At 74.2% G+C, this 24,946-nt stretch carries 17 protein-coding genes and 2 pseudogenes; 9 read left to right on the top strand and 10 right to left on the bottom strand.

The annotated features are described in order from the left end of the window. The first annotated feature begins 10 nt into the window (after positions 1–10). The 3 genes from FA582_RS16180 to FA582_RS16170 are packed head-to-tail and all read left to right on the top strand — an operon-like array spanning position 11 to position 4,366. The gene (locus tag FA582_RS16180) at positions 11–1,486 is read left to right on the top strand and encodes a CCA tRNA nucleotidyltransferase (protein ID WP_010147260.1); all 1,476 of its coding nucleotides are present in this window, start codon (positions 11–13) and stop codon (positions 1,484–1,486) included. Then, positions 1,479–2,051, top strand: a complete 573-nt coding sequence (locus FA582_RS16175) for a hypothetical protein (RefSeq protein ID WP_010147258.1) — start codon at positions 1,479–1,481, stop codon at positions 2,049–2,051. The genes FA582_RS16180 and FA582_RS16175 overlap by 8 nt, the downstream gene beginning before the upstream one ends. After that, positions 2,048–4,366 (top strand): SGNH hydrolase domain-containing protein, encoded by a 2,319-nt coding sequence (locus FA582_RS16170; protein ID WP_010147257.1) that lies wholly within the window; start codon positions 2,048–2,050, stop codon positions 4,364–4,366. The genes FA582_RS16175 and FA582_RS16170 overlap by 4 nt, the downstream gene beginning before the upstream one ends. Here FA582_RS16170 and FA582_RS16165 read toward each other — a convergent pair. Further along, a complete protein-coding gene (locus tag FA582_RS16165) occupies positions 4,315–5,676 on the bottom strand; it encodes a glycosyltransferase 87 family protein (protein WP_010147256.1) in 1,362 nt (453 codons plus the stop codon). The genes FA582_RS16170 and FA582_RS16165 overlap by 52 nt on opposite strands. Further along, entirely contained in the window at positions 5,673–7,919 is a 2,247-nt protein-coding gene (locus FA582_RS16160) for a transglycosylase domain-containing protein (RefSeq protein ID WP_010147255.1), read from the bottom strand. Before FA582_RS16160 ends, FA582_RS16165 begins: the two co-directional genes overlap by 4 nt. A 121-nt stretch (positions 7,920–8,040) precedes the next feature. On the opposite strand from FA582_RS16160, the gene FA582_RS16155 reads away from it, so the two are divergent. Together FA582_RS16155 and FA582_RS16150 are read left to right on the top strand one after the other, a co-directional pair. Further along, entirely contained in the window at positions 8,041–9,108 is a 1,068-nt protein-coding gene (locus tag FA582_RS16155; RefSeq protein WP_010147254.1) for an inositol-3-phosphate synthase, read from the top strand. Positions 9,109–9,146: 38 nt separating this feature from the next. Continuing rightward, entirely contained in the window at positions 9,147–11,306 is a 2,160-nt protein-coding gene (locus tag FA582_RS16150) for a glycosyltransferase family 4 protein (protein ID WP_010147253.1), read from the top strand. A gap of 15 nt (positions 11,307–11,321) precedes the next feature. On the opposite strand, the gene FA582_RS16145 is transcribed toward FA582_RS16150, so the two are convergent. The 4 genes from FA582_RS16145 to FA582_RS16130 are packed head-to-tail and all read right to left on the bottom strand — an operon-like array spanning position 11,322 to position 15,331. Continuing rightward, positions 11,322–12,512: a glycosyltransferase family protein gene (locus FA582_RS16145; protein WP_141567578.1), complete on the bottom strand. Its 1,191-nt coding sequence runs from the start codon at positions 12,510–12,512 to the stop codon at positions 11,322–11,324. Positions 12,513–12,516: 4 nt separating this feature from the next. Next, the gene (gene wecB, locus FA582_RS16140) at positions 12,517–13,620 is read right to left on the bottom strand and encodes a non-hydrolyzing UDP-N-acetylglucosamine 2-epimerase (protein ID WP_010147251.1); all 1,104 of its coding nucleotides are present in this window, start codon (positions 13,618–13,620) and stop codon (positions 12,517–12,519) included. Beyond that, the gene (locus FA582_RS16135) at positions 13,617–14,270 is read right to left on the bottom strand and encodes a hypothetical protein (RefSeq protein ID WP_010147250.1); all 654 of its coding nucleotides are present in this window, start codon (positions 14,268–14,270) and stop codon (positions 13,617–13,619) included. The genes wecB and FA582_RS16135 overlap by 4 nt, the downstream gene beginning before the upstream one ends. Beyond that, positions 14,267–15,331 carry a UDP-N-acetylglucosamine--LPS N-acetylglucosamine transferase gene (locus FA582_RS16130; RefSeq protein ID WP_010147248.1) on the bottom strand — a complete coding sequence of 355 codons (1,065 nt, stop codon included), beginning with the start codon at positions 15,329–15,331 and terminating at the stop codon, positions 14,267–14,269. Before FA582_RS16130 ends, FA582_RS16135 begins: the two co-directional genes overlap by 4 nt. A gap of 89 nt (positions 15,332–15,420) precedes the next feature. Here FA582_RS16130 and FA582_RS16125 point away from each other — a divergent pair, with 89 nt between their 5' ends. From FA582_RS16125 to FA582_RS17330, 4 genes are read left to right on the top strand one after another with little or no spacing between them, the layout of a single operon-like run. After that, the gene (locus FA582_RS16125; RefSeq protein WP_029540669.1) at positions 15,421–16,680 is read left to right on the top strand and encodes a nucleotide sugar dehydrogenase; all 1,260 of its coding nucleotides are present in this window, start codon (positions 15,421–15,423) and stop codon (positions 16,678–16,680) included. After that, positions 16,677–17,591 carry an ABC transporter permease gene (locus FA582_RS16120; RefSeq protein ID WP_010147246.1) on the top strand — a complete coding sequence of 305 codons (915 nt, stop codon included), beginning with the start codon at positions 16,677–16,679 and terminating at the stop codon, positions 17,589–17,591. The genes FA582_RS16125 and FA582_RS16120 overlap by 4 nt, the downstream gene beginning before the upstream one ends. Next, complete coding sequence (locus FA582_RS16115; protein ID WP_010147245.1) at positions 17,578–18,504, top strand: ABC transporter ATP-binding protein; 927 nt, start codon at positions 17,578–17,580, stop codon at positions 18,502–18,504. Before FA582_RS16120 ends, FA582_RS16115 begins: the two co-directional genes overlap by 14 nt. Then, positions 18,501–19,634, top strand: a complete 1,134-nt coding sequence (locus FA582_RS17330) for a glycosyltransferase (RefSeq protein ID WP_010147244.1) — start codon at positions 18,501–18,503, stop codon at positions 19,632–19,634. Before FA582_RS16115 ends, FA582_RS17330 begins: the two co-directional genes overlap by 4 nt. 145 nt (positions 19,635–19,779) lie before the next feature. On the opposite strand, the pseudogene FA582_RS17780 reads toward FA582_RS17330, so the two are convergent. From FA582_RS17780 to FA582_RS16095, 4 genes and pseudogenes are all read right to left on the bottom strand, one after another. After that, positions 19,780–19,881, bottom strand: a pseudogene (locus FA582_RS17780) (hypothetical protein); the annotation flags it as partial. 16 nt (positions 19,882–19,897) lie between these two features. Next, a pseudogene (locus FA582_RS17325) lies at positions 19,898–21,127 on the bottom strand (glycosyltransferase); the annotation flags it as partial. A gap of 1,690 nt (positions 21,128–22,817) precedes the next feature. After that, positions 22,818–23,522, bottom strand: coding sequence for a hypothetical protein (locus tag FA582_RS16100; RefSeq protein ID WP_147899881.1), 705 nt, complete (start codon positions 23,520–23,522; stop codon positions 22,818–22,820). After that, complete coding sequence (locus FA582_RS16095; protein WP_147899880.1) at positions 23,476–24,840, bottom strand: glycosyltransferase family 2 protein; 1,365 nt, start codon at positions 24,838–24,840, stop codon at positions 23,476–23,478. Before FA582_RS16095 ends, FA582_RS16100 begins: the two co-directional genes overlap by 47 nt. Positions 24,841–24,946 lie beyond the last annotated feature (106 nt).

Here is a 24,946-nt window from a genome sequence, read left to right as displayed (position 1 = left end):
CCTAGATTCGATGTCCGCCACCGAGATCACGCCCGACGGCGCGCTGCTGCTGCGCGCGCTGCGGCAGCTGACCCCTGCCCTGGACCTCCTCACCCAGGTGGGTGAGCTGTTCACCGCCGCGGGGCACGAGGTGGCCCTCGTCGGCGGCCCCGTGCGTGACGCCTTCCTCGGGCGCCCCTCGGTGGACCTCGACTTCACCACCTCGGCCTCCCCGGACGAGATCGAGCAGGTGCTCCACGGCTGGGCCGACGCCACGTGGGACATCGGTCGCGACTTCGGCACCATCGGCGCCCGCCGCGGCGACCAGACGCTCGAGATCACGACCTACCGCGCCGATGCCTACGACGGGGAGACCCGCAAGCCGGTCGTCGCCTTCGGGGAGTCGTTGGAGGAGGACCTCGTCCGGCGCGACTTCGGGGTCAACGCGATGGCCCTGCGGTTGCCGGACCTGACCTTCGTCGACCCGCACGGCGGGCTGGCCGACCTGGCGGCGCGGCGGCTCCGCACCCCGCACGCCCCCGAGGTGTCCTTCGGCGACGACCCGCTGCGGATGATGCGGGCCGCCCGGTTCGCCGCGCAGCTCGGCTTCACACCCGACGAGGACGTCGTGGCGGCGATGAAGGACATGGCCGACCGCCTGGCCATCGTCTCGGCCGAGCGGATCCGCGACGAGCTCGTCAAGCTCATGCTCGCCCCCGACCCGCGGGCCGGCCTGGAGATCCTGGTGTCGACCGGCCTGGCCGACCACCTGCTCCCCGAGCTCCCCGCCCTGCAGCTGGAGGTCGACGAGCACCACCGGCACAAGGACGTCTACGAGCACAGCCTCATCGTGCTGGAGCAGGCGATCGCCCTGGAGGACGCGCCGGACGCGCAGGGCCAGGACACCGTGCCCGGCCCCGACCTGGTCCTGCGGTTGGCCGCGCTCCTGCACGACATCGGCAAGCCCCCGACCCGGCGCTTCGAGCCCGGCGGCGGGGTGAGCTTCCACCACCACGAGGTCGTGGGCGCCAAGATGACCCGGGCCCGCCTGCGGGCCCTGCGCTTCGACAAGGAGACGATCCGGTCGGTGACCCGCCTGGTCGAGCTCCACCTGCGCTTCCACGGCTACGGCTCCGGCGAGTGGAGCGACTCGGCCGTGCGCCGCTACGTCACCGACGCCGGCCCGCTCCTGGGCCGGCTCCACAAGCTCACCCGCTCGGACTGCACCACGCGCAACCGCCGCAAGGCGGCCCGCCTCTCGGCCAGCTACGACCACCTCGAGGAGCGCATCGACCGGCTCCGCGAGGAGGAGGAGCTCGGCGCCATCCGGCCCGAGCTGGACGGTCACCAGATCGGCGAGATCCTCGGCATACCCCCTGGCCCGCAGCTCGGTCGTGCCTACCAGCACCTCCTCTCCGTCCGTCTCGACCAGGGCCCCCTCGGGGAGCAGGGCGCCCGGGCAGAGCTGCTGAGGTGGTGGGCGGAGCAGGAGACGCCCGGTGGGTAGGCACAGCCGGGCCCGCCACAGCGAGAGCGCACCGCGCCACTGGACCCACGTCCTCGCCGGCGTGCCGTGGATCACCCTCGTGCTCCTCGTCGTGCTCGGCCTGGGCGCCCTGGAGCTGTCCCGCCCCCGGACCTACCTCGCCACGGCCACGCTCACCGCGACGACCGAGCGCGCGGCCGACCAGGTCTCGGTGCGGCTCACCGACCCGGCGCTGCGGTCCGCGACGGAGCGGGCGATCGAGCTGGACCCCGAGCTCGTGGGCAGCGTCGGCCTCCAGGTCCGCCACGACACCCGTGACCCGCAGGTCCACCTCGAGGCACAGGCCCCGGACCCGCGCCTGGCCGCGGTCGCCGCCGACACCGCCGCCGCGCTGGTCGTGCAGGAGCGCGACGACGGAACCCGGCTGAGCGAGACGGCGCGGGTGCCGACCGAGCCGCAGGGCGAGCGCGGTCTGACCTGGCTCGTCGTCGCCGCAGCAGCCCTGGCCCTCGCGGTCCGCATCGAGGGGGCGCACCGGATCTGGATGCGCGAGCACCCCGCACCCGAGCCGGTGGGCGCCGCGTGAGCGCCACCACCGCACCCGACCAGCCGCTCACGCGCCGCCGGGCCCGGGCGCTGCACGCGGCCCGGCACGCGCTGCGGGTGCCGCCGGTCCCCCGCGACTTCCGCAGCGACATCGAGGGGATGCGGGCGATCGCGGTGCTGGGCGTCATGCTCTGGCACGCCGGGGTCCCGCTGCTGCCCGGCGGCTTCGTCGGCGTCGACGTCTTCTTCGTCGTGAGCGGCTTCCTCATGACGTCCCTGCTCCTGGAGGAGGGACGCTCGCGCGGACGCATCGACCTCGGCCGCTTCTACGCGCGTCGGGCGCGCCGGCTGCTCCCGGCCGCGCTCACCGCTCTCGCCGGGACCACGCTGCTCACCGCACTCTTCCTGCCGCGCGGTCGCTGGGCCGAGGTCGGCGGCGACCTGCTCGCGTCGGCGACCTACGTCGTCAACTGGCGGATGGCCTGGCGCTCGGTGGACTACCTCGACGTCGAGCGGGCGCCGAGCCCGTTGCAGCACTACTGGTCGTTGTCCGTGGAGGAGCAGTTCTACGTCCTCTGGCCGCTCATCCTGCTCCTCATCCTCGTGTATGCCGCGGGCCGGGCCCGGGTCTTCGGAGTCCTGACCTGGGCGGTCACCCTGGCGATGTTCGCCGGGTCGCTGGTGCTGTCCTGGCGCTGGAGCCTGGAGGAGCCGGCCGCCTACTTCGTCACCCCGACGCGGGTCCACGAGCTCATGCTCGGCGCGGTCGTGGCGCTGGGCGCCCGGGCCTGGCCGCGGCTGCCGCGCTGGGCGGCGGCACTGCTCGGCTGGGTGGGCGTCGCGATGGTCGTGGTCTCGCTGTTCCGCATCACCTCGGAGACGGTGTTCCCCGGGCTGTGGGCGCTGCTGCCGACCACCGGGGTCGCGCTGGTGCTGGTGGCGGGACCGGCGGCCGGCGCGCTGGGTCCGGTCGTCGTGCTGCGCCAGGGCATCCTGCAGTGGGTGGGGCGGCTGTCCTACAGCCTCTACCTCTGGCACTGGCCGTTCGTGGCCGTGGCCGCGGAGCTGGCCGGCGTGGGCCGCGGCGGGCCCGACACCCTGCCGGTCGTCTGGGGGCTGCTCGCCGTCGCGCTGTCGGTCCTCCCGGCGTGGCTCTCCTTCGTCCTGGTCGAGGACCCGGTACGTCGGCACGGGCGGGTGCTCGCGGCGCAGTTCTCCCCGGGCATCGTCGTCCGGCGCACGCTGCGGCTCGGGCTCAACTGCACGCTGGCGGGGGCGGCTCTGGGTCTGGTCCTCATGCTCGCGGCACCCCCGTCGGAGACCGAGCAGACCGCTCGCTGGCGCACCCCGGAGGTCGTCGAGCAGCTGCGGTCACCGGTCGGGGCGGACACCCTCGCGGTCGGGGTGGAGGACCCGGCGCCGCAGACGACGTCCCCGGACCCCAGCGACCCGGTCGAGGCGGCGACGGCGGGGAGCGGGGCCTCGGACGCCCTCGGCGAGCCGCCACCGGTGGTGCGGATCCCGGCCGAGGTCGGCGAGCTGGCCGTCCCGCTGGAGCAGGTGCCGGACGACACCCCCGTCCTGGAGCCGGAGGACTGCTTCGTCGGCCTCAGCGGCACCCGCGTGCGGATCTGCGAGGCGGGGGACCCCGAGGGCGCGATCACCGTCGCGCTCGTCGGGGACAGCCACGCCGGGATGTGGATGACGGCGTTGGACGCCATCGGCCGGGACCGTGGCTGGCGGGTGCTCGCGATGACCAAGTCGTCCTGCCCCCCGGCCCGCGGGCTGGTCGTGGAGCGGTCCGGGCAGGCGGGGGACTACCGCCAGTGCACCACCTGGCAGGAGAACCTCGACGGGACGCTCGTCGAGGAGTCACCCGACGTGGTGCTCCTGTCCAGCGCGTCCTACGGGACGACCGGTGATGAGCAGGTGGCGGCCGGACTGGGTGAGCGCATCGACTGGCTGACCGAGGAAGGTATGCAGGCCGCGCTCATCCGGGACGTGCCGCGGGCACCCTTCGACGTGCCGGCCTGCCTCATCGAGCACGAGGACGACGTCCCGCGGTGCGCCTTCGACCGGCAGGACGGGCTGGCTGCCTCCGGCACCGGCCACGAGCTCCTCGCGCAGGAGCGCCCCGACCTGCCGGTGCTCGACCTCACCGAGGCGGTCTGCCCCGGGCGCACGTGCAGCCCCATCGTGGGCCAGGTCGTGGTCTGGCGGGACAGCAACCACCTGTCGGCGACCTATGTGCGGTCGCTGCGCGACCTCGTGGAGGAGCAGGTGGCCCCGGTCGTGCTCGCCGATCAGCTCGGTGAGACGGTGCGGACCGGCGTGGAGGTCGGCGCCGGACGGTGAGCCGGGCGATGGGGGGCCCGGGCGACCTCCCACAGGAGCCACGTCCACGCGGCGGCGCGCAGCACCACCACGACGGCATACGCGTCGGGGGGCAGTCCCCGGCCGGGGTCGCTGGCGTAGGCGATGTGCAGCCAGGTCGTGACGAAGGTCAGCGCCTCGACCAGGGCCCAGACGAGGTGTCGGGACCACGGGACCGAGGACAGGGCGAGGAAGGGCAGCACCCACAGGCCGGACTGCACCGAGAGCGAGGTCGCGGTGAGCGCCACGACGAGCAGCATGAGCGCGGCCACCTGCTCCACGCCCGGCGCCCCACCGGGCCGGTCGGGGGCCGTCCAGCGCCACCCCAGCATGAGCGCGAGCGGCCAGCCGCCCACCGCCACCGCGGTCGTCAGGCCGGTCGGCACGGAGAGACCGAGCAGGCGCGGCACCATCTGCAGTGCGCCATAACCGGCCGGCTGGCCCCACCACTGCTGGGCGGCCGTGAGCGCCTCGGGCTGCACCGACACGAGCGGGAGCAGGACGAGCAGGGCGCCGAGGACGGTGCCCACCACCGCCTGCAGGGCCGGCAGGAGACGACCTCGCCGCGCGGCGAGCATGACGATCGCGGCGAGGACGAGCAGGGGGAAGGGCCGGACGAGCAGCGCGAGCCCCAGCAGCAGGCCGGCGACCCACGGCCGGTCCCGCCGCCAGGCCCAGAGCCCGAGGACCATGAGGGTGACGCCGAGCAGGTCGGTGGAGACCAGGGCGAGGAGGGCGAGCACCGGGCTCGCCGCGAGATGCGCCGCCCGCCACGGTCGGGTGGGGCAGAGGGCCACCAGCGCCACGACGGCCACCGCGAGCAGGACCATCGCCACGAGGGCCCAGAGCGCGAGGACCCACTGCTGGGAGGCCAGGCCGCCCCCGGCGCGCGGGGAGACCACGGCCAGCAGCCACATGGCGACCCCGGACAGTGGTGCGGTGCCGGTCGCGGCGCCCTCGCCGACCCAGGGCAGGGCCCGCTCGGCCAACGGGGAGCTCGCGTGCACCACGGCGACGTCGGAGTAGCACGACCGCCAGAACTGGTCGGGCGTGCTCCACCCCTTCATGAGGCAGTGCCCCTTCTGCCAGACCCCCAGGCCGAGCATCAGGGCACCGAGCAGGACGACCGCGGCGGCGACGCCGGCGAGGCCACGACCGCCGACGACGGCATACCGCCCCAGCGGTCCACCGACGATGCCGGTGGCCTGCGCGACGACCGGGTCGACCCAGGAGGGCACCTGCCAGGGTCGGTCCTGCCCCTCCTCGGTGCGCGGGTCCGGCGGTGTGCTCACCCGGTCGGCTCGGGCTCCGTGCCGTCACCCGGCGGGCCGGGCTGGGTCGGCTCCGGGGCGGTGGGCTCGGGGATGGTCGGGACGGGCGTGGTCGGCTCGGGCACCGTCGGGACCGGCGTCGTGGGCTCCGGGGTGGTGGGTTCGGGCGTGGTGGGCGCCGGCTCCTCGGTGGTGGTCTCCGTCGGCTCCTCGCTCGTCGTCTCGGTCGGCTCCTCGGTCGGCTCCGGCGTCGGGGTCGGGGTCGGCGAGGGCTCCTCGGTGGTCGTCGGTGCCGGGGCCGGCTCCTGGGTGGTCGGCGTGTCGTCGGTCGGTCCACCGGCGCCCACCCGCGGGGAGAACTCGAGCACCTCCTCGCCGTCCAGCGCCAGGCGCATGAACTCGCCCCAGACCTGGGCCGGGAAGGATCCGCCGGTGATCTGGTCGAGGCCGGCGACGTCCTGCATCGGCACGGTCCCGTCGCCCTTGTAAATCACGACGCCTGCGGCGAGCTGCGGGGTGAAGCCGTCGAACCACGCCGAGACGTTGTTCTCGCTCGTGCCGGACTTGCCGGCGGTCGGGCGGCCGAGGTCACCCGCCGACATCCCCGACCCCTGCGTCATGACGTAGGTCATGGCGTCGGTGACGTCCACCGCGGCGTCCCGCTCGACGCCGTTCTCGGTCTGCGGGTCCGCCTCGTGGGTCACCTCCCCGGAGACCGTCTCCACGCGGGCGATGAGGTAGGGCGTGGCCCGCTCACCGTCGGCGGCGAGGGTGGCGTACGCATTGGTCATCTCGACCAGCGTGGGCGAGGCCGTGCCGAGGACGTTGGTGAGGTCGGTGTCCAGGCCCGGGGTGTCCTCAGGCAGGCCGAGGTCGATCGCGGCCTCGCGGGTGCGGTCGGGGCCGATGTCCTCGTTGAGCTGGACGTAGACGGTGTTGACCGATTCCGCGAGCGCGGTTCGCAGGTCGATGACGCCGAACGCGAGGTCCTGGAAGTTGTTGACCTCCAAGGCGTCCTCCCCGAAGGTCATCGGGGTCGGACCCTCGTAGGTCTGGAGGGTGTCGACGCCCTCCTCGACGGCGGCGAGCAGCGTCACCGGCTTGAAGAGGGAGCCGGCCTGGACGCGGGCATCGGTCGCGGCGTTGAGCTGGGTCTCCTGGTAGTCGTCGCCGCCGTACATCGCGGTGATCGCGCCGTCGCCCGGGCGGATCGCGCTGAGGGCGACCGTGATGTCGTCCGTGCCGCCGCCCGTGGGCCGGTAGAGCTCCACGGCCTCCTCGGCCGCCTGCTGGTGCTGCTGGACGATCGTCGTCGTGATCCGCAGGCCGCCGCCGTCGATCTCGGCGTCCTCGACCCCGAGAAGGCTCTTGATCTCCTCGCGGGCCTGCTCGGCGATGTAGCCCTCGACGCCCCGCGCGGCGGTGGAGGGAGCCGTCTGCTGGATCTCGGGCAGGCCGAGCCCCTCCCGCTCGCCGGCCTCGAGCCAGCCCTCCTCCACCATGCCGTCGAGCACGTAGGCGACGCGCTCGGTGGCCCGCTCCTCGTTGCCCTCGGCGTAGTCGGGGTCGAACAGGGAGGGGGCGTTGGTCACCCCGGCGAGGAAGGCGCCCTCCTCGACCGACAGCTCGGAGACGTCCTTGTCGAAGTAGGCCTGGCTGGCGGTCTGGATGCCGTAGGCACCGCGGCCGAAGTAGATGGTGTTGAGGTAGTTCTCCAGGATCTGGTCCTTGGAGAGCTCGTTGTCGATCTTGATCGAGATGATGATCTCGGTGAACTTGCGCTGCAGCGTCTGGTCGGCCGTGAGGTAGTAGTTCTTGACGTACTGCTGGGTGATGGTGGACCCGCCCTGGAGGCCGTCGCCGGCGAGGGTGCGGTAGGCGCCGCGGGCCGTCCCGGTGATGGAGACGCCCTCGTTCTCGTAGAACGACCGGTCCTCGGCCGCGAGCATGGCCTCCCGGACGTGCTCGGGGACCTCGCCGAGCGGCACCGCCTCGCGGTCGTAGCCCCCGGTGAAGCGCGCCAGCTCGGTCTCGCCGTCGGCGTAGTAGAGGATCGAGCTCTGCGCCTCGGCGAAGTCGTTGGGGGCCGGGATGTCGGTGCGGTTGTAGGCCCAGGCGAAGACCCCGACGGCCAGCAGGACAGCCAGCAGCCCGAGCCCGGTCAGCCAGAGCAGGACGCGGCGGACCCGACCGCCGCGGCGCGCCCGCCCCTTCGTGCGGGCAGCCGGACGGCGGGACGCGGGGGCGGTGCGGGAGCGGCTCACGCCACCATTGTGCCCACCTCTCCTGGGGGTCCCCGGAATGCGCCCGCGTTCGGCGGCGTTGCTCGTGGGCGAGAGGGGCGGCCCAGGTGGGCCGCTCGTGGCATGTCAGCAAGGAGTATCGATGTCATCGGTCAGGGTCGCGATCGTCGGTGTGGGCAACTGCGCCAGCTCGCTCGTCCAGGGTGTGGAGTACTACCGCGACGCGGATCCGTCCGCGTCGGTGCCGGGGCTGATGCACGTCAGCTTCGGGGACTACCACGTGGGCGACCTGGAGTTCGTGGCCGCCTTCGACGTCGACGCCGCGAAGGTCGGCCAGGACCTCGCCAAGGCGATCCAGGCCGGGGAGAACAACACCATCTCCTTCGCGCAGGTGCCGGACACCGGCGTCAGCGTGCAGCGCGGGCCGACCCTCGACGGCCTGGGCAAGTACTACGCGCTCACCGTCGAGGAGTCCTTGGCCGAGCCGGTCGACGTGGTGCAGGCCCTCAAGGACGCCCGGGCCGACGTCCTCGTGTCCTACCTCCCCGTCGGCAGCGAGGAGGCCGACAAGTTCTACGCCCAGTGCGCCCTCGACGCCGGCGTCGCCTTCGTCAACGCGCTGCCGGTCTTCATCGCCAGCGACCCCGAGTGGGCCGCGAAGTTCGAGGCCGCGGGGGTGCCGATCGTCGGCGACGACATCAAGAGCCAGGTCGGGGCCACCATCACCCACCGCGTGCTCGCCCGGCTCTTCGAGGAGCGCGGGGTCGCCCTCGACCGGACCTTCCAGCTCAACGTCGGCGGCAACATGGACTTCAAGAACATGCTCGAGCGCGAGCGTCTGGAGAGCAAGAAGGTCTCCAAGACGCAGGCCGTCACCTCCAACATGTCGCGGACCATGGCCGAGCGGGACGTGCACATCGGCCCCTCCGACTACGTGCAGTGGCTCGACGACCGCAAGTGGGCCTACGTCCGGCTCGAGGGACGGGCCTTCGGCGACGTGCCGCTCAACCTGGAGTACAAGCTCGAGGTCTGGGACAGCCCCAACTCGGCAGGCATCATCATCGACGCCATCCGGGCCGCCAAGATCGCCAAGGACCGCGGCCAGGGTGGCCCGGTCGTCGGCGCCAGCGCCTACCTCATGAAGAGCCCGCCCGTGCAGATGCCCGACGATCAGGGGCGGGCCGAGGTCGAGGCCTTCATCCGGGGCTGAGCCACGCCCCGGCCCCGCCGCTCGCGTAGGGTCGGCACGTGTCCGAGCGTGCTGTCCCCCCCACCGCCGGGACCGACGTGCTCGCGCTGCCGCCCCGGCAGCGGATCGTGGCGGCGGCGCACGACGCCCACGAGCTCGAGGTGGTCGCCGCGCGCCTGCGGCGGCTCACCGACGAGGGACACCAGGTGGTGCTCCTGTGGAGCGTGGGGGAGCCCGGCCCCACCCTGAGGTCCTTCCGCGGCCGGGTCCCGGTGCGTCCGAGGCCGGTCAGGACCCCGCGGGAGCTGGCGCGCCGCGTGCTCCGGCCGGCACCCCTGGCCTGGCGCCTCGACCGCGGCCCGCTGGCCCGTGGGCTGGCTGCCGACCCCCGTGCCCGACGGACCCTGGAGCAGGCGGACGCCGTCCTGCCCGTCGGCGCCACGGCGCAGACCCTCTTCGCGCGGCCCGGGGCCTCCTCCGTCCCGGTGCTCGCACTGCCGAAGGTCGTGCGTGAGACCGAGCAGGGTGACAGCGCGATCTGGACGACGCTGCGGCGCAGCTCCCGTGCCGGGGGCGCCCGTCTCGACGCCGACCTCGCGCGAGAGGTGCTCGCTGCGCTCCCCGCGGCCGACGGGAGGACCCGCATACCGGCCCGACGTCAGCGCCTGCTCGTGCCGCTCGTCGAGGCGCTGCACGCGACGGGGGAGTATGCCCTGGCCGCCGAGATCGCCGGGCGCCTCGACCCCGAGCGGGGCGAGGACGCGCCGGTGCACCGTGCGCTGCGCGCGCTCACCGAGCTCTCGCGGACGGGCGAGGAGCCGCCCGGGCACGAGCCCGAGCTCGAGCTCCTCGCGAGCGTGCGCGGGCTGCTGGCCCGCGCGGACGCCGTCCTCGACGACGACCTCGACCTGGCGGTCCGCTGCACGACGCTGGCCCTGCAGCTGCTCTTCCACCGCGAGCTGCACGCCGACGGCACGAGCTCGCCGCTCGTGGCCGACCCGGACGCCTTCCTCGCCGACTGGCGCACCTCCAGGGTCGGTCGGCTGCTCGCCGCGCCGGTGCCCCGCACCCCGCCCCACCCTCGCGTCGCCGCCGCGCGCGGCACCGCGCGGGCGCCACGGGTCGTCGTGGCGCCGGGCTCCTACCCGCAGTTCGCGGCGCCGGTGGTGGAGGAGCTGGGCGTCCGGGCCGACGTGCACGTGGCCGACCTCCGGGCCAAGGACCAGCTGCGGGGACTGGGCCCCCGACGGGAGCTCGTCGCGGCCCGGCTGCGACAGGCCCTCGGCGAGTCGTGGGTGCCCGACTACGAGCTGCTCGAGGAGCTGGAGCGGGCGGACGCCCTCTTCGTCGACTGGGCCGACCGGGGGTCGGTGGCGGCGGTCATGAGCGCCCCGGCGCACGTGCGGATCACGCTGCGGATCCACAGCATGGACGCGCTCTCGCCGTGGATCCACCTGCTCGACTGGACCCGCGTGGACGCCCTCGTCGTCGTGAGCGAGCACCTGCGCCGGGCCGTGCTCACCCTCCTCGGCGAGCGGCTCGACGCGACCGAGGTCCACGTCGTGGGCAACGTGCTGGACCCTCGCCGCATCCCGGTGGACAAGACCGAGGGCCACCGGCGTCGCCTGCTCATGGTCGGGTGGGCGCAGCGGGTCAAGGACCCCCTGTGGGCGCTGGAGGTGCTCGCGCTGCTGCGGCGGGAGGACCCGGACTGGAGCCTGGTCCTCGTCGGCGGCGACTTCCCCGAGGGCTCGATCGCCTCGCAACGGGCCTATGCCCGCCAGGTGCGCGAACGCCTGGCCGCCGACGACGTCCGTGGCGGGGTCACCTTCGTGGGCTACACCCGCGACCTGGGTCCGCACCTCGCGTCCGCGGGCTTCGTCCTCTCGACGAGCCGCCGCGAGTCCTTCGGGCTCGCCCTCGTCGAGGGCGCCGCCTCCGGGGCGGTGCCCGTGGTGCGCGACTGGCCGATCTTCGCCCCGCTCGACGGTGCCCGAAGCCTCTTCCCCGACGACTGGGTGGTGGGCTCGGTCGCCGAGGCGGCGCGGCGGATCACGACGCTGGCGCAGGAGCCGGCCTGGTCGGAGGCCTCCGCGCAGGCCCGGGCCGTGGTCGAGCAGCGGTTCTCCTCCGGCGAGGCCCGGCACGAGCTGGCCCGCATCATCCTCGGGGACCAGGGGCGTCCGCCCGGCGCGGTCGGCACCGACGCCCTCCGGTGAGGGTATGCCGCGGCGTCAGCCGCGGGCGATCTGCGCGAGCACCTGCACGGCCGCCGAGGCGTGGTCCACCGGGGAGCGGTGGTGCAGCGGCTGGGAGTCCAGGACCGAGCCGGGCTCGACCATGCCCCAGACCGGCGTGCCGCTGCCGCGGTAGTCGCTCCACTTGCTCGGCAGGAACGGGTTGGTGGCCAGCAGCCCCTGGGTGACCGCGTCGCTGACGAGCAGGACGTCCATCCGCCGGCACAGGGCGAGGAACTCGAGGTAGCCGAGGAAGGGGCCGCTGCGCACGCAGTCCTCGAGCCCGCGCCGGCGCACCTCCGCGTCGACCTGCTCGGGGCGCCCGGCGAAGACGTGCAGGCATACCTCGTCGCGGAGTCGACGCGGCAGCGCCTCCAGGGCCGCCAGGACGCTCCCGATCCCCCGGGTCGCGTAGAAGTTGCCGAAGTAGCCGATGTTGCGGCGGTCCTCGGGGAGCGGGTGGTCCGGATCGGCCATCGTGTAGAAGGACTCCGGCAGGGTCGGGTGCGGCGAGACCCGGCTGCGCTCCAGGACCCGCGAGACCAGCTCGGGGTCGGTCACCGGCTCGAGCATGAGGTCGCGCTGGTGCTCGTTGGTGAAGACGACGGTGTCGGCCAGGGCGAAGGCGAGGTGCTCGGCCCACTCGAAGGAGTTGCCGCTCGTCGGCGGGGCGAAGCCCGCCGCCCGGATGCCCTCGCCGAGGGCCCCGAGCAGGTCGTCGTCGCGGGTCGGGGCGTGCCGGACCGCCCCGGTGACGTCACGCGACAGGGGGTCGGAGAACTCCGCCGTCCACTCCAGCCCGGGTCGGCGCATCGCCACGCGGGCCGCGAGGACGTGGCTGGCCGTGAAGTGGGCCCGGCTGTACATCCGGGCGTAGCCCTCGGAGTCACGGTCCCACTCCAGGGCACGCTGCAGCCCGCGCTGGGTGAAGCCGGTGATGCCGCGCCAGGAGGAGAAGAGGGTGGGGCTGGGCAGCTGCTGGCGGCGCACGACGAGGTGGTCGGCGATGGTGGCCAGGCCTCGGTCGGTCGAGCGCTCGGTGCGCATGCGGTTCTGCAGCACATCGACCGGACGTCCCATCTCGCGCACCCGCTTGGCGGCGACGATCGCCGAGGTGTCGACGTAGGGCGGGAAGCAGTAGGAGATGACGAGGTCGCGCGCCGACCGCTGGCCGGGGTCGGGGCTCACCACCTCAGGCCACCCCGAGCGTCCCGGCGAGCACCCGGGCGATGCGCGGCCCGGAGCGGCCGTCCCACAGCGGCGGCACCGGGGTGCTGCCCGGGGCGGGTCGCCCCGCCCGCAGCCGGGTGGCGACCGCGTCGGGGAGGTCGGCGTGGGTGGTGAGGGCATTGGTGCCGTGGCTGATGGTCACCGGCCGCTCGGTGTTGGGGCGCAGGGTGAGGCAGGGGACCCCCAGCACGGTCGTCTCCTCCTGCACCCCGCCGGAGTCGGTCACCACGACCGAGGACCCCTCCACCAGGGACAGGAAGTCGAGGTAGCCCAGCGGGTCGACGGCCCGCACCTGCGGGTGCTCCAGCAGCCCGACGTCGATGAGCCGCGGCCGGCTGCGCGGGTGCAGGGGCAGCACGACGGGGCAGTGCTCGGCGACCCGGTGCAGCGTGGCCACCGCGCTGCGCGCGTGCTCCCGGTCGTCGACGTTGCCGGGGCGGTGCAGGGTCGCCAGGACGTAGGGGTCGTCGTCCCCCAGCCCGGCCTCGGACCGCGCCCGTCCCTGGTCCAGGCGGGTGCGGTGGCGCAGCAGGGTGTCGATCATCGGGTTGCCCACGAGGTGGACGGCGGCCGGGTCGACACCCTCGGCGAGCAGGTTGTCCACCGCGTCGGCGCACGTCGCCAGCAGCACGTCGCTGATGCGGTCGGTGACCATCCGGTTGATCTCCTCCGGCATGCTCCGGTCGAAGGAGCGGAGCCCGGCCTCGACGTGGGCGACCGGGAGGTGCAGCTTGCTCGCGACCAGGGTGGCGGCGACGGTGGAGTTGACGTCGCCGTAGACCACGACGAGGGCAGGGCGCCGCTGCGTGAGGACCTCCTCCAGGCCGATCATGGCGGCCGCCGTCTGGGTGGCGTGCGTGCCGGACCCGATGCCGAGGTCGACGTCGGGGCGGGGCAGCCCGAGCTCGGTGAAGAAGACCTGGCTCATGCGGTCGTCGTAGTGCTGCCCGGTGTGGACGAGCAGCTGCTCCACCTCGTGCTCGCGCAGGGCCTCGATCACCGGCGCGGCCTTGGGGAAGTTGGGGCGGGCGCCGGTGACGTGGACGACGAGGGGGCGGGGGCTCACGGGCGGTCCTTCGCGGGGAGATCGGGGGGGAGGGTCGGGACGGGCTCGGCCGGGCGGACGTCCAGCTCCTCCGGGAGCCGCTCGCCCACCGCGCGCAGGAGCCGCACGTCGGCGGCGTCGAGCCCGTCGGGGCCGGCGCGCAGGAGGTGCCACAGCTGGTAGTGGTCGATGAGGCCGGCGACCCGGCGTGCGACGTAGTCGTCCCAGCCGCCGGGGTCGCCGTGGGTGCCCCGCGCGACGACCGTCTCCGGCACCAGCAGCTCGAGGGCGACGTCGTGGCGCCGGGTGACGGCGAAGACCGGGCGGTCCAGGACGAAGAGCGGGCGGAAGGAGCGCAGGTCCGCCTGCAGCACGCACACGTCCTCGACGAGACGCTCGGCCGCGGCCTGGTCGAGCCCGGTCGCGAGGACCCCCACGACCGGTAGCCGGGAGACGTCGGGCCCGGTGACCGCCCGGCCGGAGCGCAGCGGGACGTCGACCTGGCCGGCGCCGTGACGGGGGGCGAAGACCCGCCAGGCGAAGTCGGAGAGGGTCGCGTTGCGCCGCACCCGCGGCAGCACCTCCTCCAGCGCCAGCCGGTAGCCCGGGGCCCGCTTGACCCACCGGGCGACCGTCTGCTGGCGGCGCCGCTGCTCCGGGCTGGGGGTCATGCCGCACCCCCCACGGCGAGGATGTGGTCGGCGGCCTGCTGGGCGCCGTTGCCGGGGTCGGCCGCCCGCGCCGCGGCCGCGAGCTCCCCGCCCCGCGCCAGCAGCTCCTCGACGAGCGGCCCGGCCGCGCCGCCGGTGAGCGTGGGCGCGCTGAGCGCCCAGCCCCGCCGTGCGGCCTCCGCGGCCCGGGCCTCCTGGTCGTCCAACGAGGTATGCCGGTTGGGCACGAGCAGGGTCGGGACGCCCAGGCGCAGCGACTCGTGGAAGGAGTTGTAGCCGGCGGCCGCGACGACGAGGTCGAAGGCGCGGTAGTGCTCGGACAGCGGGAAGTGGCGCACGAGGTGGACGTCACCGGCATACGCCCGCTCGGCGATCGCAGGGGCGGTCACGCAGACCCCGACCCCCCGCTCGGTCAGGGCCGCCGCGGCGGCACCGACCTCGTCGTCGGTGTCGTTGATGTTGCCGGCCCCGAGGGAGACGAGGGCGAGCGGGCCCTCGGCGGGGAGCCCGAGAGCGGCCCGGGCCGTGGCCCGGTCGACCGCCTGCCCGGCGTCGAGCAGGGTGACCGGCGGCACCCGCAGCACCTCACCGTCCGGGACCCCCGCGGTCGCGCCGTGGTCGGCGGCCGCCGAGAGGTCGCCGGGCTCGACGACGGCGTCGAACCACGCCGCCTTGGCGAGCTGGTCGGTGTTGCGCCCGGCCCGCCACATCCCGCGCCGCGACCAGACCGCGCGGGTGCGGGGGTGGCTCGCCAGGGCCTCGTCGAGGCCGGAGTAGGGGTGGGTGCCGTCGAAGACGAGCACGTCGGGGTCGACGCGGTCCAGGATCTCGGCGACCTGCTCGGCGAAGAGGCGGCGCCAGGCGGCCGGGCGCAGCCCGGAGGCGCCCTGCGAGGCGAGGTACTCCCACGGCAGGCCCTCGGCCTCGACGACGGGAACGGCCTGCGACAGGGAGACCACGTGTCGCCGCACGTCCGGAGGCATCCGGCGGGCATAGGCGAGCAGTCGCGTCAGGTGGCCCATCCCCGCGCCGTTGCTGGACAGCAGGAGCACCGACGACATACCGGCGATCATGGCACAGCGCGTTATGCTCGTGAGGCGCCCGTGGGCGTCCCGTCCCACCCCTCTTGTCGCGAAGGAGTCTGGCCACCGTGGCTGTCGACGCTGTCATCATCGGCCTGGGTTATGTAGGTCTCCCCCTGGCGCAGGAGGCGACCAGAGCGGGGATGCGTGTCCTCGGGTTCGACATCCACCAAGGTGTCGTGGACGACCTCAACGCGGGTCGCTCGCACGTCGACGACCTCAGCGGGGACGATGTCGCGCAGATGCGCGAGGGCGGCTTCGAGGCGACGACCGACGAGTCCCGCATCGCGGAGGCCGCGACCGCGGTGATCTGCGTGCCGACCCCGCTGTCCGCCGACGGCGGACCGGACCTGCGCGCCGTGGAGTCGGCCGTCGCGGCGGTGGCCCGCAACCTGCGCCCGGGGATGCTCGTCATCCTGGAGTCCACGACCTACCCCGGCACGACCGACGAGGTCGTGCGCCCGGCCCTGGAGGCCGGCGGTCTCGTCGCCGGTGAGGACTTCCACCTGGCCTTCTCCCCGGAGCGGATCGACCCGGGCAACGAGACCTTCGGCGCCAAGAACACGCCGAAGGTCGTCGGCGGGCACACCCCCGCGTGCAGCGACGCGGCCGCCGCCTTCTACGGCACCTTCGTCGACACCGTGGTGCGCACCAAGGGCACGCGGGAGGCCGAGACGGCCAAGCTGCTGGAGAACACCTACCGGCACATCAACATCGCGCTCGTCAACGAGATGACGCGCTTCTGCCACGAGCTGGGCATCGACCTGTGGGACGTCATCCACGCCGCCAGCTCCAAGCCGTTCGGCTTCCAGGCGTTCTACCCCGGCCCCGGCGTCGGCGGTCACTGCATCCCGATCGACCCCAACTACCTCTCGCACAACGTGCGGGCGCGGCTGGGCTACCCGTTCCGCTTCGTGGAGCTCGCCCAGGAGATCAACGCCGGTATGCCGGCCTACGTCGTCTCGCGCGCGCAGGACATCCTCAACACCGAGGGCAAGCCGCTGCAGGGCTCGACCGTGCTGCTGCTCGGCGTGACCTACAAGCCCAACATCGCCGACCAGCGCGAGAGCCCGGCCGTGCCGCTGGCGCGTCAGCTGGCCGCCAAGGGCGCCCAGGTGCGCTTCCACGACCCGCACGTGCAGGAGTGGCGCGCGGTGCCAGAGGCCCAGCGGGTGGACGACGCCGCCGCGGCGGCCGGCGAGGCCGACCTGACGATCCTGGTGCAGAACCACCGCGGCTACGACGTGGACGCGCTGGCCGAGGCCTCGCAGGCCTTCTTCGACACGCGCGGGACGGCGACCGGAGGGGAGAAGGTCGTCCGGCTGTGAGCGCCGACCTCGGGCCTGAGCCGCACCACCAGCCCACGGCCCTCTCCCACGCCCAGGCGCAGGAGCTCGCTCGTCAGTACGGCATGACGCAGGTCGCGACGCGACCCAGCCTCCCGGCATACCTGCGTGAGATCTGGCGCTACCGCCACCTCATGTGGTCGCTCGCCAAGGGCGAGGTCGTCAGCCAGCACCGCGACAACTACCTCGGGATCCTCTGGTCGGTCATCAACCCGATCCTGCTCGGCGTCGCCTACTACCTCATCTTCGGTGTCCTGCTCGGCCTGGACCGCGACGTCGACAACTTCGTCGCCTTCCTCACCGTCGGGCTCTTCACCTTCTCCTTCATCTCCGCGACGCTCACCTCGGGGGCGCGCGCCCTCATGGGCAAGGTCGGGATGATGCGCTCGTTGGCCTTCCCCCGGGTACTGCTGCCCGTGGTCGTGGTCATCTCCGAGTTCGTCAACAACATCCCCGCCTTCCTCGTGCTCATCGTCATCGCCCTCATCACCGGGGAGCCGGTCACCTGGGAGTGGCTGCTCTTCCCCGTGGCGCTGCTCGTCGTCGTCGTCATGGGGCTGGGGATCTCCATGCTCGTCGCGCGCGCGGTGCACGCCGTGCGCGACCTCAACAACATCGTCCCGCTCATCACCCGGCTGCTGCGCTACGTCTCGGGCGTCTTCTTCGCGATCGACGTCCGCTTCGCCAACCTCGAGCAGGCGCCGCGCTGGGTGGGCCTGGTGCTGGAGTACCAACCCGTGGCGGTCAGCCTCACGCTCGTCCGGGAGACGCTGCTGCAGGGCTTCGCGCTGCAGTGGCAGACCTGGGCGGTCGCGAGCGCGTGGGCCGTCGTGCTCTTCGTGACGGGGTTCATCGTCTTCTGGCGGGGGGAGGGCACGTATGGCCGCGCCTGAGCGGGGAGCTCCGGTCACCGGACCGGGAGTCCCGAACGCGGACGGCCGGATCCCCTCGGTCGTCGTCTCGCACGTCGACATCAGCTACCGCATCTACGGCAGTCCTAAGAAGCCGGAGGAGACCGAGGAGGAGGGCGCCGTCCGGCGCCTGCTCAGCCGGGGCACCCAGGGGCTGGGGGTCCAGGAGGTGCACGCCGTCAAGGACGTCTCCTTCGTCGCCTACCGCGGGGAGTCGATCGGCATCATCGGCCGCAACGGCTCGGGCAAGTCGACGCTGCTGCGCTCGGTCGCGGGGCTGGTGCCGCCGACCAACGGCACCATCTGGCTCGGGGGCAAGGCGGCGCTGCTCGGGGTCAACGCCGTGCTCCAGCGCAAGCTCAGCGGCCGCGACAACATCTGGATCGGGGCGCAGGCGCTCGGGCTCACCCCCGCCGAGGTGCGCGCCAAGATGGACGAGATCATCGAGTTCGCCGACATCGGCGACTTCATCGACCTGCCGATGAACAGCTACTCCAGCGGTATGGCGGCCCGGCTGCGGTTCGCGATCTCGACGGCCCGGGTGCCGGACATCCTCATCGTCGACGAGGCGCTCGCGACCGGTGACGAGCACTTCCGGGAGCGGGCGACGGAGCGGATCGAGCAGATCCGCGAGCAGGCCGGCACCGTCTTCCTCGTGGCCCACAGCCGCAAGCGCATCAACCAGCTGTGCACCCGGGTGCTGTGGATGGACGACGGCCGGTTGCTCGGCGACGGGCGGCCCTCGGTCATCAACGGGCTCTACGGCCGCAAGTACGGTCGGCACCGTCAGGTGTGGAAGGAACGCTACGAGGAGATCGAGCGGGTGATGAGCGAGCAGGGCCCGGAGGCGGCCCGCGAGCTGCTGCGCCGGTGGGAGCCGGAGGGCAACTGGTGACCCCGCGCCGGATCCTCGTCGTCACCGTCGTCCACCACCCGGAGGACGCGCGGATCCGGCACCGTCAGATCGCCAGTCTGCTCGCCGCCGGGTGGCAGGTCACCTTCGCCGCGCCCTTCAGCGGTCACGGCGTCGCCCCGCCGACCACGGTGCCCGGGCTCACCGCCGTCGACCTCACCCGGTCCACCGGGAGGCGCCGGGTCCTGGCCCAGCGCGACGCCCGTCGGGTGCTGCGCGAGCGAGGGCCCCGGCACGACGTCGTCCTGCTGCACGACCCCGAGCTCATCCCGGCCACCCTCGGGATCTCGCTGCCGGTCACGGTCTGGGACGTGCACGAGGACACCCGGGCCGTGGTCGCCCTGCGGTCCTGGGTGCCGGACCGTCTGCGCGGGCCGCTCGCCACGGTCGCCTCCGCGCTGGAGCGCAGCGCCGAGCGCCGGATGGTGCTCATCCTGGCCGACGACGACTACGCCGACCGGTTCGCCCAGGAGCACCTCGTCGTCCCCAACACCACCCCGGTGCCGCCGGACCCGCCCCCGGCGGGCACCCCGGACGAGCAGGGCCGGCTCCGGGTGGTCTACCTCGGCAGTCTCGCCCGCGAGCGGGGCGTCGCCGAGCTGGTCGCGGTCGGGGAGCAGCTGCAGGCGCGCTCCGGGGGTCGGGCCGTGCTGGAGGTCATGGGCCCGGCGCACGGGGCGAGCGTCATCGCCCAGCTCGAGACCGCACACCGTGCCGGCCACCTGGAGTGGCTCGGCTTCCGACCGGCCGATGAGGCGCTGGGGCGGCTGGACGGCGCGCTGGCCGGGCTGTCACTGCTGCACGACGTCGCCAACTTCCGGCCCAGCATGCCGACCAAGGTCGTGGAGTACCTCGCCCACGGCATACCGGTCATCACCACGCCGCTGCCCCGGGCCGTCGACCTCGTGGAGCGCAGCGGGGCCGGCGTGGTCGTGGACTTCCACGACGTCGAGCAGACCGTGGCGACGCTCCTGTCGTGGGTCGAGGACCCTGCTGCCGCGGCCGCCCTGGGACGCCAGGGGCACGCGCTGGCCGCGCGCGAGCTGGACTGGTCGGTCCACTCACAGGCCTTCGTCGCCGCCATGCAGCGGCTCGCCGACGCGCCCCGCTGACCCCGACGGCGACGTCGACGTCGCGATCTCGTAGACCCGGTCGTAGCGTCGGGCGATCGCGGCCCCAGGTGCGGTGCTCCCGGACCCAGGCGCGTGCCTCCTGCGCCATCGACGCGCGTCGCGCCGGGTCGGCCAGCAGCTCCTCCAGGACGTCGGCCAGCGCGGCCGCGTCGCCCGCGGGGAAGGTCGCCCCGCGCTCGCCCTCGCCGACGATCTCCAGCAGGGCGGGCAGTGCGGAGACGACCACCGGCACGCCCCATCGACATGGCCTCGTAGGGCTTGAGCGGTGTCACCAGCCGGGCCGCCCGCTCATCGATGCGCGGCACGACGAAGACGTCGAGGAGCGCGTAGTAGTCACCGACCTCCTCGTGCGGCACCTGGCCGGTGAGCACCACGTGCTCGGCGACACCGCGCTCGGCGGCCAGCCGCTCCAGGGCCTGCTGGCGCTGACCGCCGCCGACGAGCAGGGCGCTCACCGGCACACCCCGCCCGCGCAGCAGCGCCACGGCCTCCACGAGGACCTCCTGGCCCTCCCGCGGGTGGTCCAGGTTGCTGACGTAGCCGACCACGTGCGCCTCGACGAGGCCCAGTCGGTCGCGGAGGTCCTGCCGGGGCGGGCGGGGGTCGATCGCGGCGGCGTCGACGCCGTTGGGCACGACCACGACGCGCTCGGGGTCGGGACGCAACCCCTCGCGGGTCGGCGGGCGGCCCACGATGTCCTCGCGCATCGACTCGCTCAGCGTGACCACCGCGTCGGCCTGCACCAGGCACCGCGTCTCCAGCTCGCGGCGCAGCCGGTAGAGCTCGCTGCGGGTGGCCCGCTCCACCTCCGAGGTCCACACGCCCTCGAAGAGCCCGCGGACCTCGTAGACCACCGGGATGCCGGTGGCGCGCCCGACCGCCAGCGCGACGAGGGCGAGCTCGTAGCCGCGGTGCCCCGAGTGCGCGTGCAGGACCGCTGGGCGGTGCTCGCGGACGACCTCGAGCAGGCGCCGGGCGAAGGCGTCGAGGTGGGTGTCGGGCGGCTCCCGCTCGGGGACGTCCTCGCGGGTGAGCCGCAGGTGGGGGACGCCACCGACGTCCTCGACCGGGGCCACGGGCTCTCCGGGGAAGTCGAGCGCGGTCGCCGCGAGGACGTCCTCACCGGCGCGGGCCCGTTCGCGCAGGAGGTAGAAGGAGCGCACGGCATACCCGCTCGTGCGGTGCGGGAGCGAGGCCTTGAGCAGGTGGAGCACCCGGCCGGGGACCGGGTCGATCCCGGTCGCGGGCAGGTCTCCCGGGAGCCAGCCGGGGCCGAACTCCCGCAGGCGGCCCTCCTGCTCGCGCACCAGGGCGGCGACGAGCGGTCGGTCGTCGAGCTCGGCCCACCGGCGCAGGAGGGCCAGGCGCGCGGTCGGCTCCCCGGCCTTGGTCGTGGCCAGAGCACCCTGCTGCAGGGCCGCGGCCCCGACCTTGTGCGCGGGGCGGGCGAGCAGGTCGGTGACGAGGCGCATCGCGGCGTCGTGCTCTCCCGCCGCGGTGTGGTCCGCGAGGCGCCCGATGTCGCCGAGCACGACCTCCCGGAGCAGGCTGGCGGCCTCGTCGGCCGGGTCGGGGTGGCGCAGCTCCGCCAGCCCGGTGAGGACCTCGACCCGCTCAGGCGGGCCGCTGACCTGGCCGAGGACCCGCTCGCGGGAGGACTCGTCGGGGACGAGGAGACGGTCCACCCGGGCGAGGTCGACGAGGGGGAGCCAGGGCCCGTCGAGGTCCTCCGGGCGCAGCAGGACGACGAGGCGGGCCTGCGCAGGCAGGGTGAGCGAGGCCAGGACCGCCCGCTGGTCCGCACCGTCCACCACGACCACGTCGGGCCGGCGCTCGCGGAGCGTCGCGACGAGGGTGCGGTAGGCGTGGACGGGCAGCCCGAGACCGGCGCGCAGCCGGGCCTCCACGAGCTGGTCGGGGACGGTGGGCCCGCGCAACGAGGACGGCACGTCCGGGCCGGACAGGGCGAGGACGTCGACGACCGGGGAGACGCGCAGCGCGGTGCGCAGAGCCGGGCCTGACCCTCCGGCCGGCAGCAGGAGGACCCGATGATGGCCGCTGTCGGCAGCGGTGGGGGCCGCAGCGGCGTCGTCGACCGTGGTGACGGCGCGTGGGGTTTCCCCGCCGGCGCCCACGGCAGTGGGCCCGGTGACCGGCTGCGCGGCGGGGGGCGAGGGCACCGGGACGGTGAGGACGAGCCCGGTCCGGCTGCGGCGGAGCAGGTCGAGGGCGGGCCCCGACTCCTCGTCGCAGGCCTGCCACAGGCGCAGGGCGAGCGCGGCCCAGCGGGCGGCGGTCACGGTGTCGACCTCGGTCAGGTCGCGACTGTCGCCGCGGTCACCGTCACCGTCACCGTCGTCCGCGGCTCCTCCCTCGTCATCGGTGCGGGTGCCGGTCGACGGGGTGTCGAGCACGGTGTCCGCGGCCGCGAGCAGGTCGGCCGCGGCCTGCGCGATCTTGTCAGGCGTCGCCCGGTGACTGCTGTCGGTCAGGAGCAGCGACCAGCCACGGACCACGACGTCGTCGGCCCCCAGCAGCGGACCGAGCGCTCCCACGAGGTGGGCTCGTTGATCGCGGTCCAGCGTCAGCCACGGCAGGAGCCGGGCGCGCTCACGCACCTCGGCGCTGGGGTCTCGGTCCGCGAGCACCCAGACCGCGTGGGCCAGCAGGTCCAGCTCCTCCTGCGGGAGCTCGGTCCGGGGGCGGGGGTGGCCCTGGGGCAGGAGCTGCAGGGCGAGCCGCTCGCCGACCTGACACGCGGCATCGTGACCGGTGACCACCCGGGTCGCCGGAACGACCTGATGGGTGACCTCGGCGACCGCGTCGGCGCCCGGGCCCAGGGCGATGACGAGGTCGACCTCACGCAGGGCCGGCCTCAGCCGGGGGTCACGCCAGACCGCGAGCGCGGCCCGCAGGGCCGGCGGCGCCGTGTGCTCGGCGACCTTGAAGGCGACCTGCTGCCAGCGGGGCCGACCGTGCCCGGCGCGCAGCACCAGCCGCCCCTCGACCGTGGCCGCTCCGGGCCCGGTCTGCACCACGCGCACGGTCGGCACCAGGGGCGTCAGCGCCTGCACGACCCGTTCGCCGCGGGGGTCGGGGGTGCCGGTGAGGACGACGAGGACGCTGGTGGGCTCCCCCTGCTCGACGACCCCGGACGGGTCCTCAGCGGGCATCGCTGGCCTCGCGCACGCCGAGATCGACGGCCCCGCGGGCGCGCAGATCATCAGCCCCATCCACGGTGAGGTCGAGGCCGGGCAGCGCAAGACGCAGCTCCTGCGCCTCCGACTCCTCCAGCCACGGCGCGATGACCCAGCGGGGTCGCACCCCCCACCAGGAGCGCACCAGGTCGGAAGCGCCGAGGACGTCCTCGGGCAGCCCGGAGGGTCCGGGGCGGACCGTCTCGGTGCTCAGCCAGACCTCGACCTCCTCGGCCCGCACCCGCACCTCCTGGCCGCCCAGGAGGGCCAGCACCGAGAGGTCGAGCACGACCAGCCGCCCCACGGACTGCGCGTCCATCCGGGAGAGCAACCACAGCCGGTGGTCGAGGAGCGGGTCGTCGAGGCTGCGGTCGAGCTCGGCCCGGCGCAGGTCCGTGGCGGCGTGCCCCTCCTGGTGCCACAACCCGGCCTGCTCGGCGTCGGCGGAACCGCGCAGCTCGGCGGACAACCACGCGGTCGCCCGGCTCGGCGGTGAGGTGAAGGAGCCGAGGTAGGCGGTGTCCAGCCGCGCCGGCAGCTGCCTCTCCACGGGCAGGCCACGCGTCCAGCTGCGCGGCACCGGGAAGGGCAGGCCCGCGAGGGTGGCGTCGTCGATCGTGACCTCACCCTCCGCCTTGCGCCGCCGGCTGAGCCGACGGTGCCACGCCATGAAGCTGGCGCGGAAGGCGCGTCGCTCGGGGGCGGCCCAGGAGAAGGTGAAGTCGCCGCGGGAGAGGGAGCCGGCCCGCAGACGGGTGACCGCCAGGGGGATCTCCACGTCGACGATCCGCCCCGTGCAGCCGGGACACCCGCTCGGCGAACTCGGAGTCAGCCCCCTTGCGCACCGGTAGGAAGCCCCCGGTCCGGTCCAGCACGCTGCGGCGCAGCAGCAGGGAGGAGGCGTTCTCGCGCACGGCGCGGTAGCCGAGCCACTGGTGGGTGAGGTCGTCCTTCGCGCGGACCGCCCGGCTGCGGGTCATCGGCGCCTCGGGACCGGCCTGCTCCAGCGCCCTCACCTGGTGCTCGATCCGGCTCGGGTGCGACCAGTCGTCGGCGTCCTGGAAGGTGATGAGGCTGCCCCGGGAGGTCTCGATCGCGGCGGCCCGCCCGAGGTATGACCCGCCGTTGCGCTCCATCGGCAGCACCCTGACCCGGGGGTCGAGCGCGGCGACCTGGGCGTAGACGTCCGCGTAGCCCGGGCCGGAGCAGTCGTCGACCACGACGATCTCCAGGTCCGGATAGGTCTGCTCGGTGATCGAGCGCACCGCGGTGAGCAGCCCCTCGTCGGGGCACCAACTCGGCATGATGACGGTGACGAGGTCGCCACCGGGCGCCGACCCGGCGACGCTGCCGGCTGCCGCGAGCCGGTCGAAGGCGCTCGGCCCGTCCGTGCCGGCTCCGGAGTCGGCGTCGCGCAGCTGCAGCGGGGCCAGGTCGCGCTCGACGAAGCGCGCGCTGAGCAGCTGCTCCCAGGCCGCCTCCTCGAGCGCCAGGGAGCTGGGCCCGTGCGGGTTGGCGAGGTCCACGCGGAGGTAGTGCGCGGCGTCGGGGTGCAGCCCCTCCAGGCCGCTGAGCAGGGTCGAGAGTTGGTCGTACCTCCCGGCGAGGTAGAGGGTCTGCAGGCTCGTCATCCGCAGCTGCGGGCCGAGCCAGGACAGCCCGTCCCCGGGCCACAACGCCTCGAAGACCAGGGCCGCGGCGCGCAGCTGCTCGGGCGACCGGAGCATCCCCGCCCAGACGAAGGCGACGCCGGCCAGGGCGCGCCGCCGACGTGGCTGGAGGCTGGCGCGCGGAGGGCCGTCGGCGAGCACGGTCTGCAGCAGGCTGGCGGCGTCGTGGCTGCCGCACGTGGCGAGGTCCACCAGGGCCTCGAGCGCGGCGGGTGAGCGGCTGCGCAGGGCCTGGTGGAAGAGCGGCACCGGATCGCGTGCTCCGGGGCCGTGGCGCAGCTGCCAGGTGAGCCAGGAGGTGGCCGCGTCGCTGGTCATGAGCTCCTCACGTCTGCCTCGTGCCCCGGCTGGGTCTCGGGTGGGTCGTGCCGGACCGGGGCGGCCGACCCCGGGTACAGTGAACACCGTCTGGCCCGGTGCCGGA

This window comes from Serinicoccus profundi (assembly GCF_008001015.1).
Classification (GTDB): Bacteria; Actinomycetota; Actinomycetes; order Actinomycetales; family Dermatophilaceae; genus Ornithinicoccus; species Ornithinicoccus profundi.
This window is presented reverse-complemented; position numbering and strand designations above follow the sequence as displayed.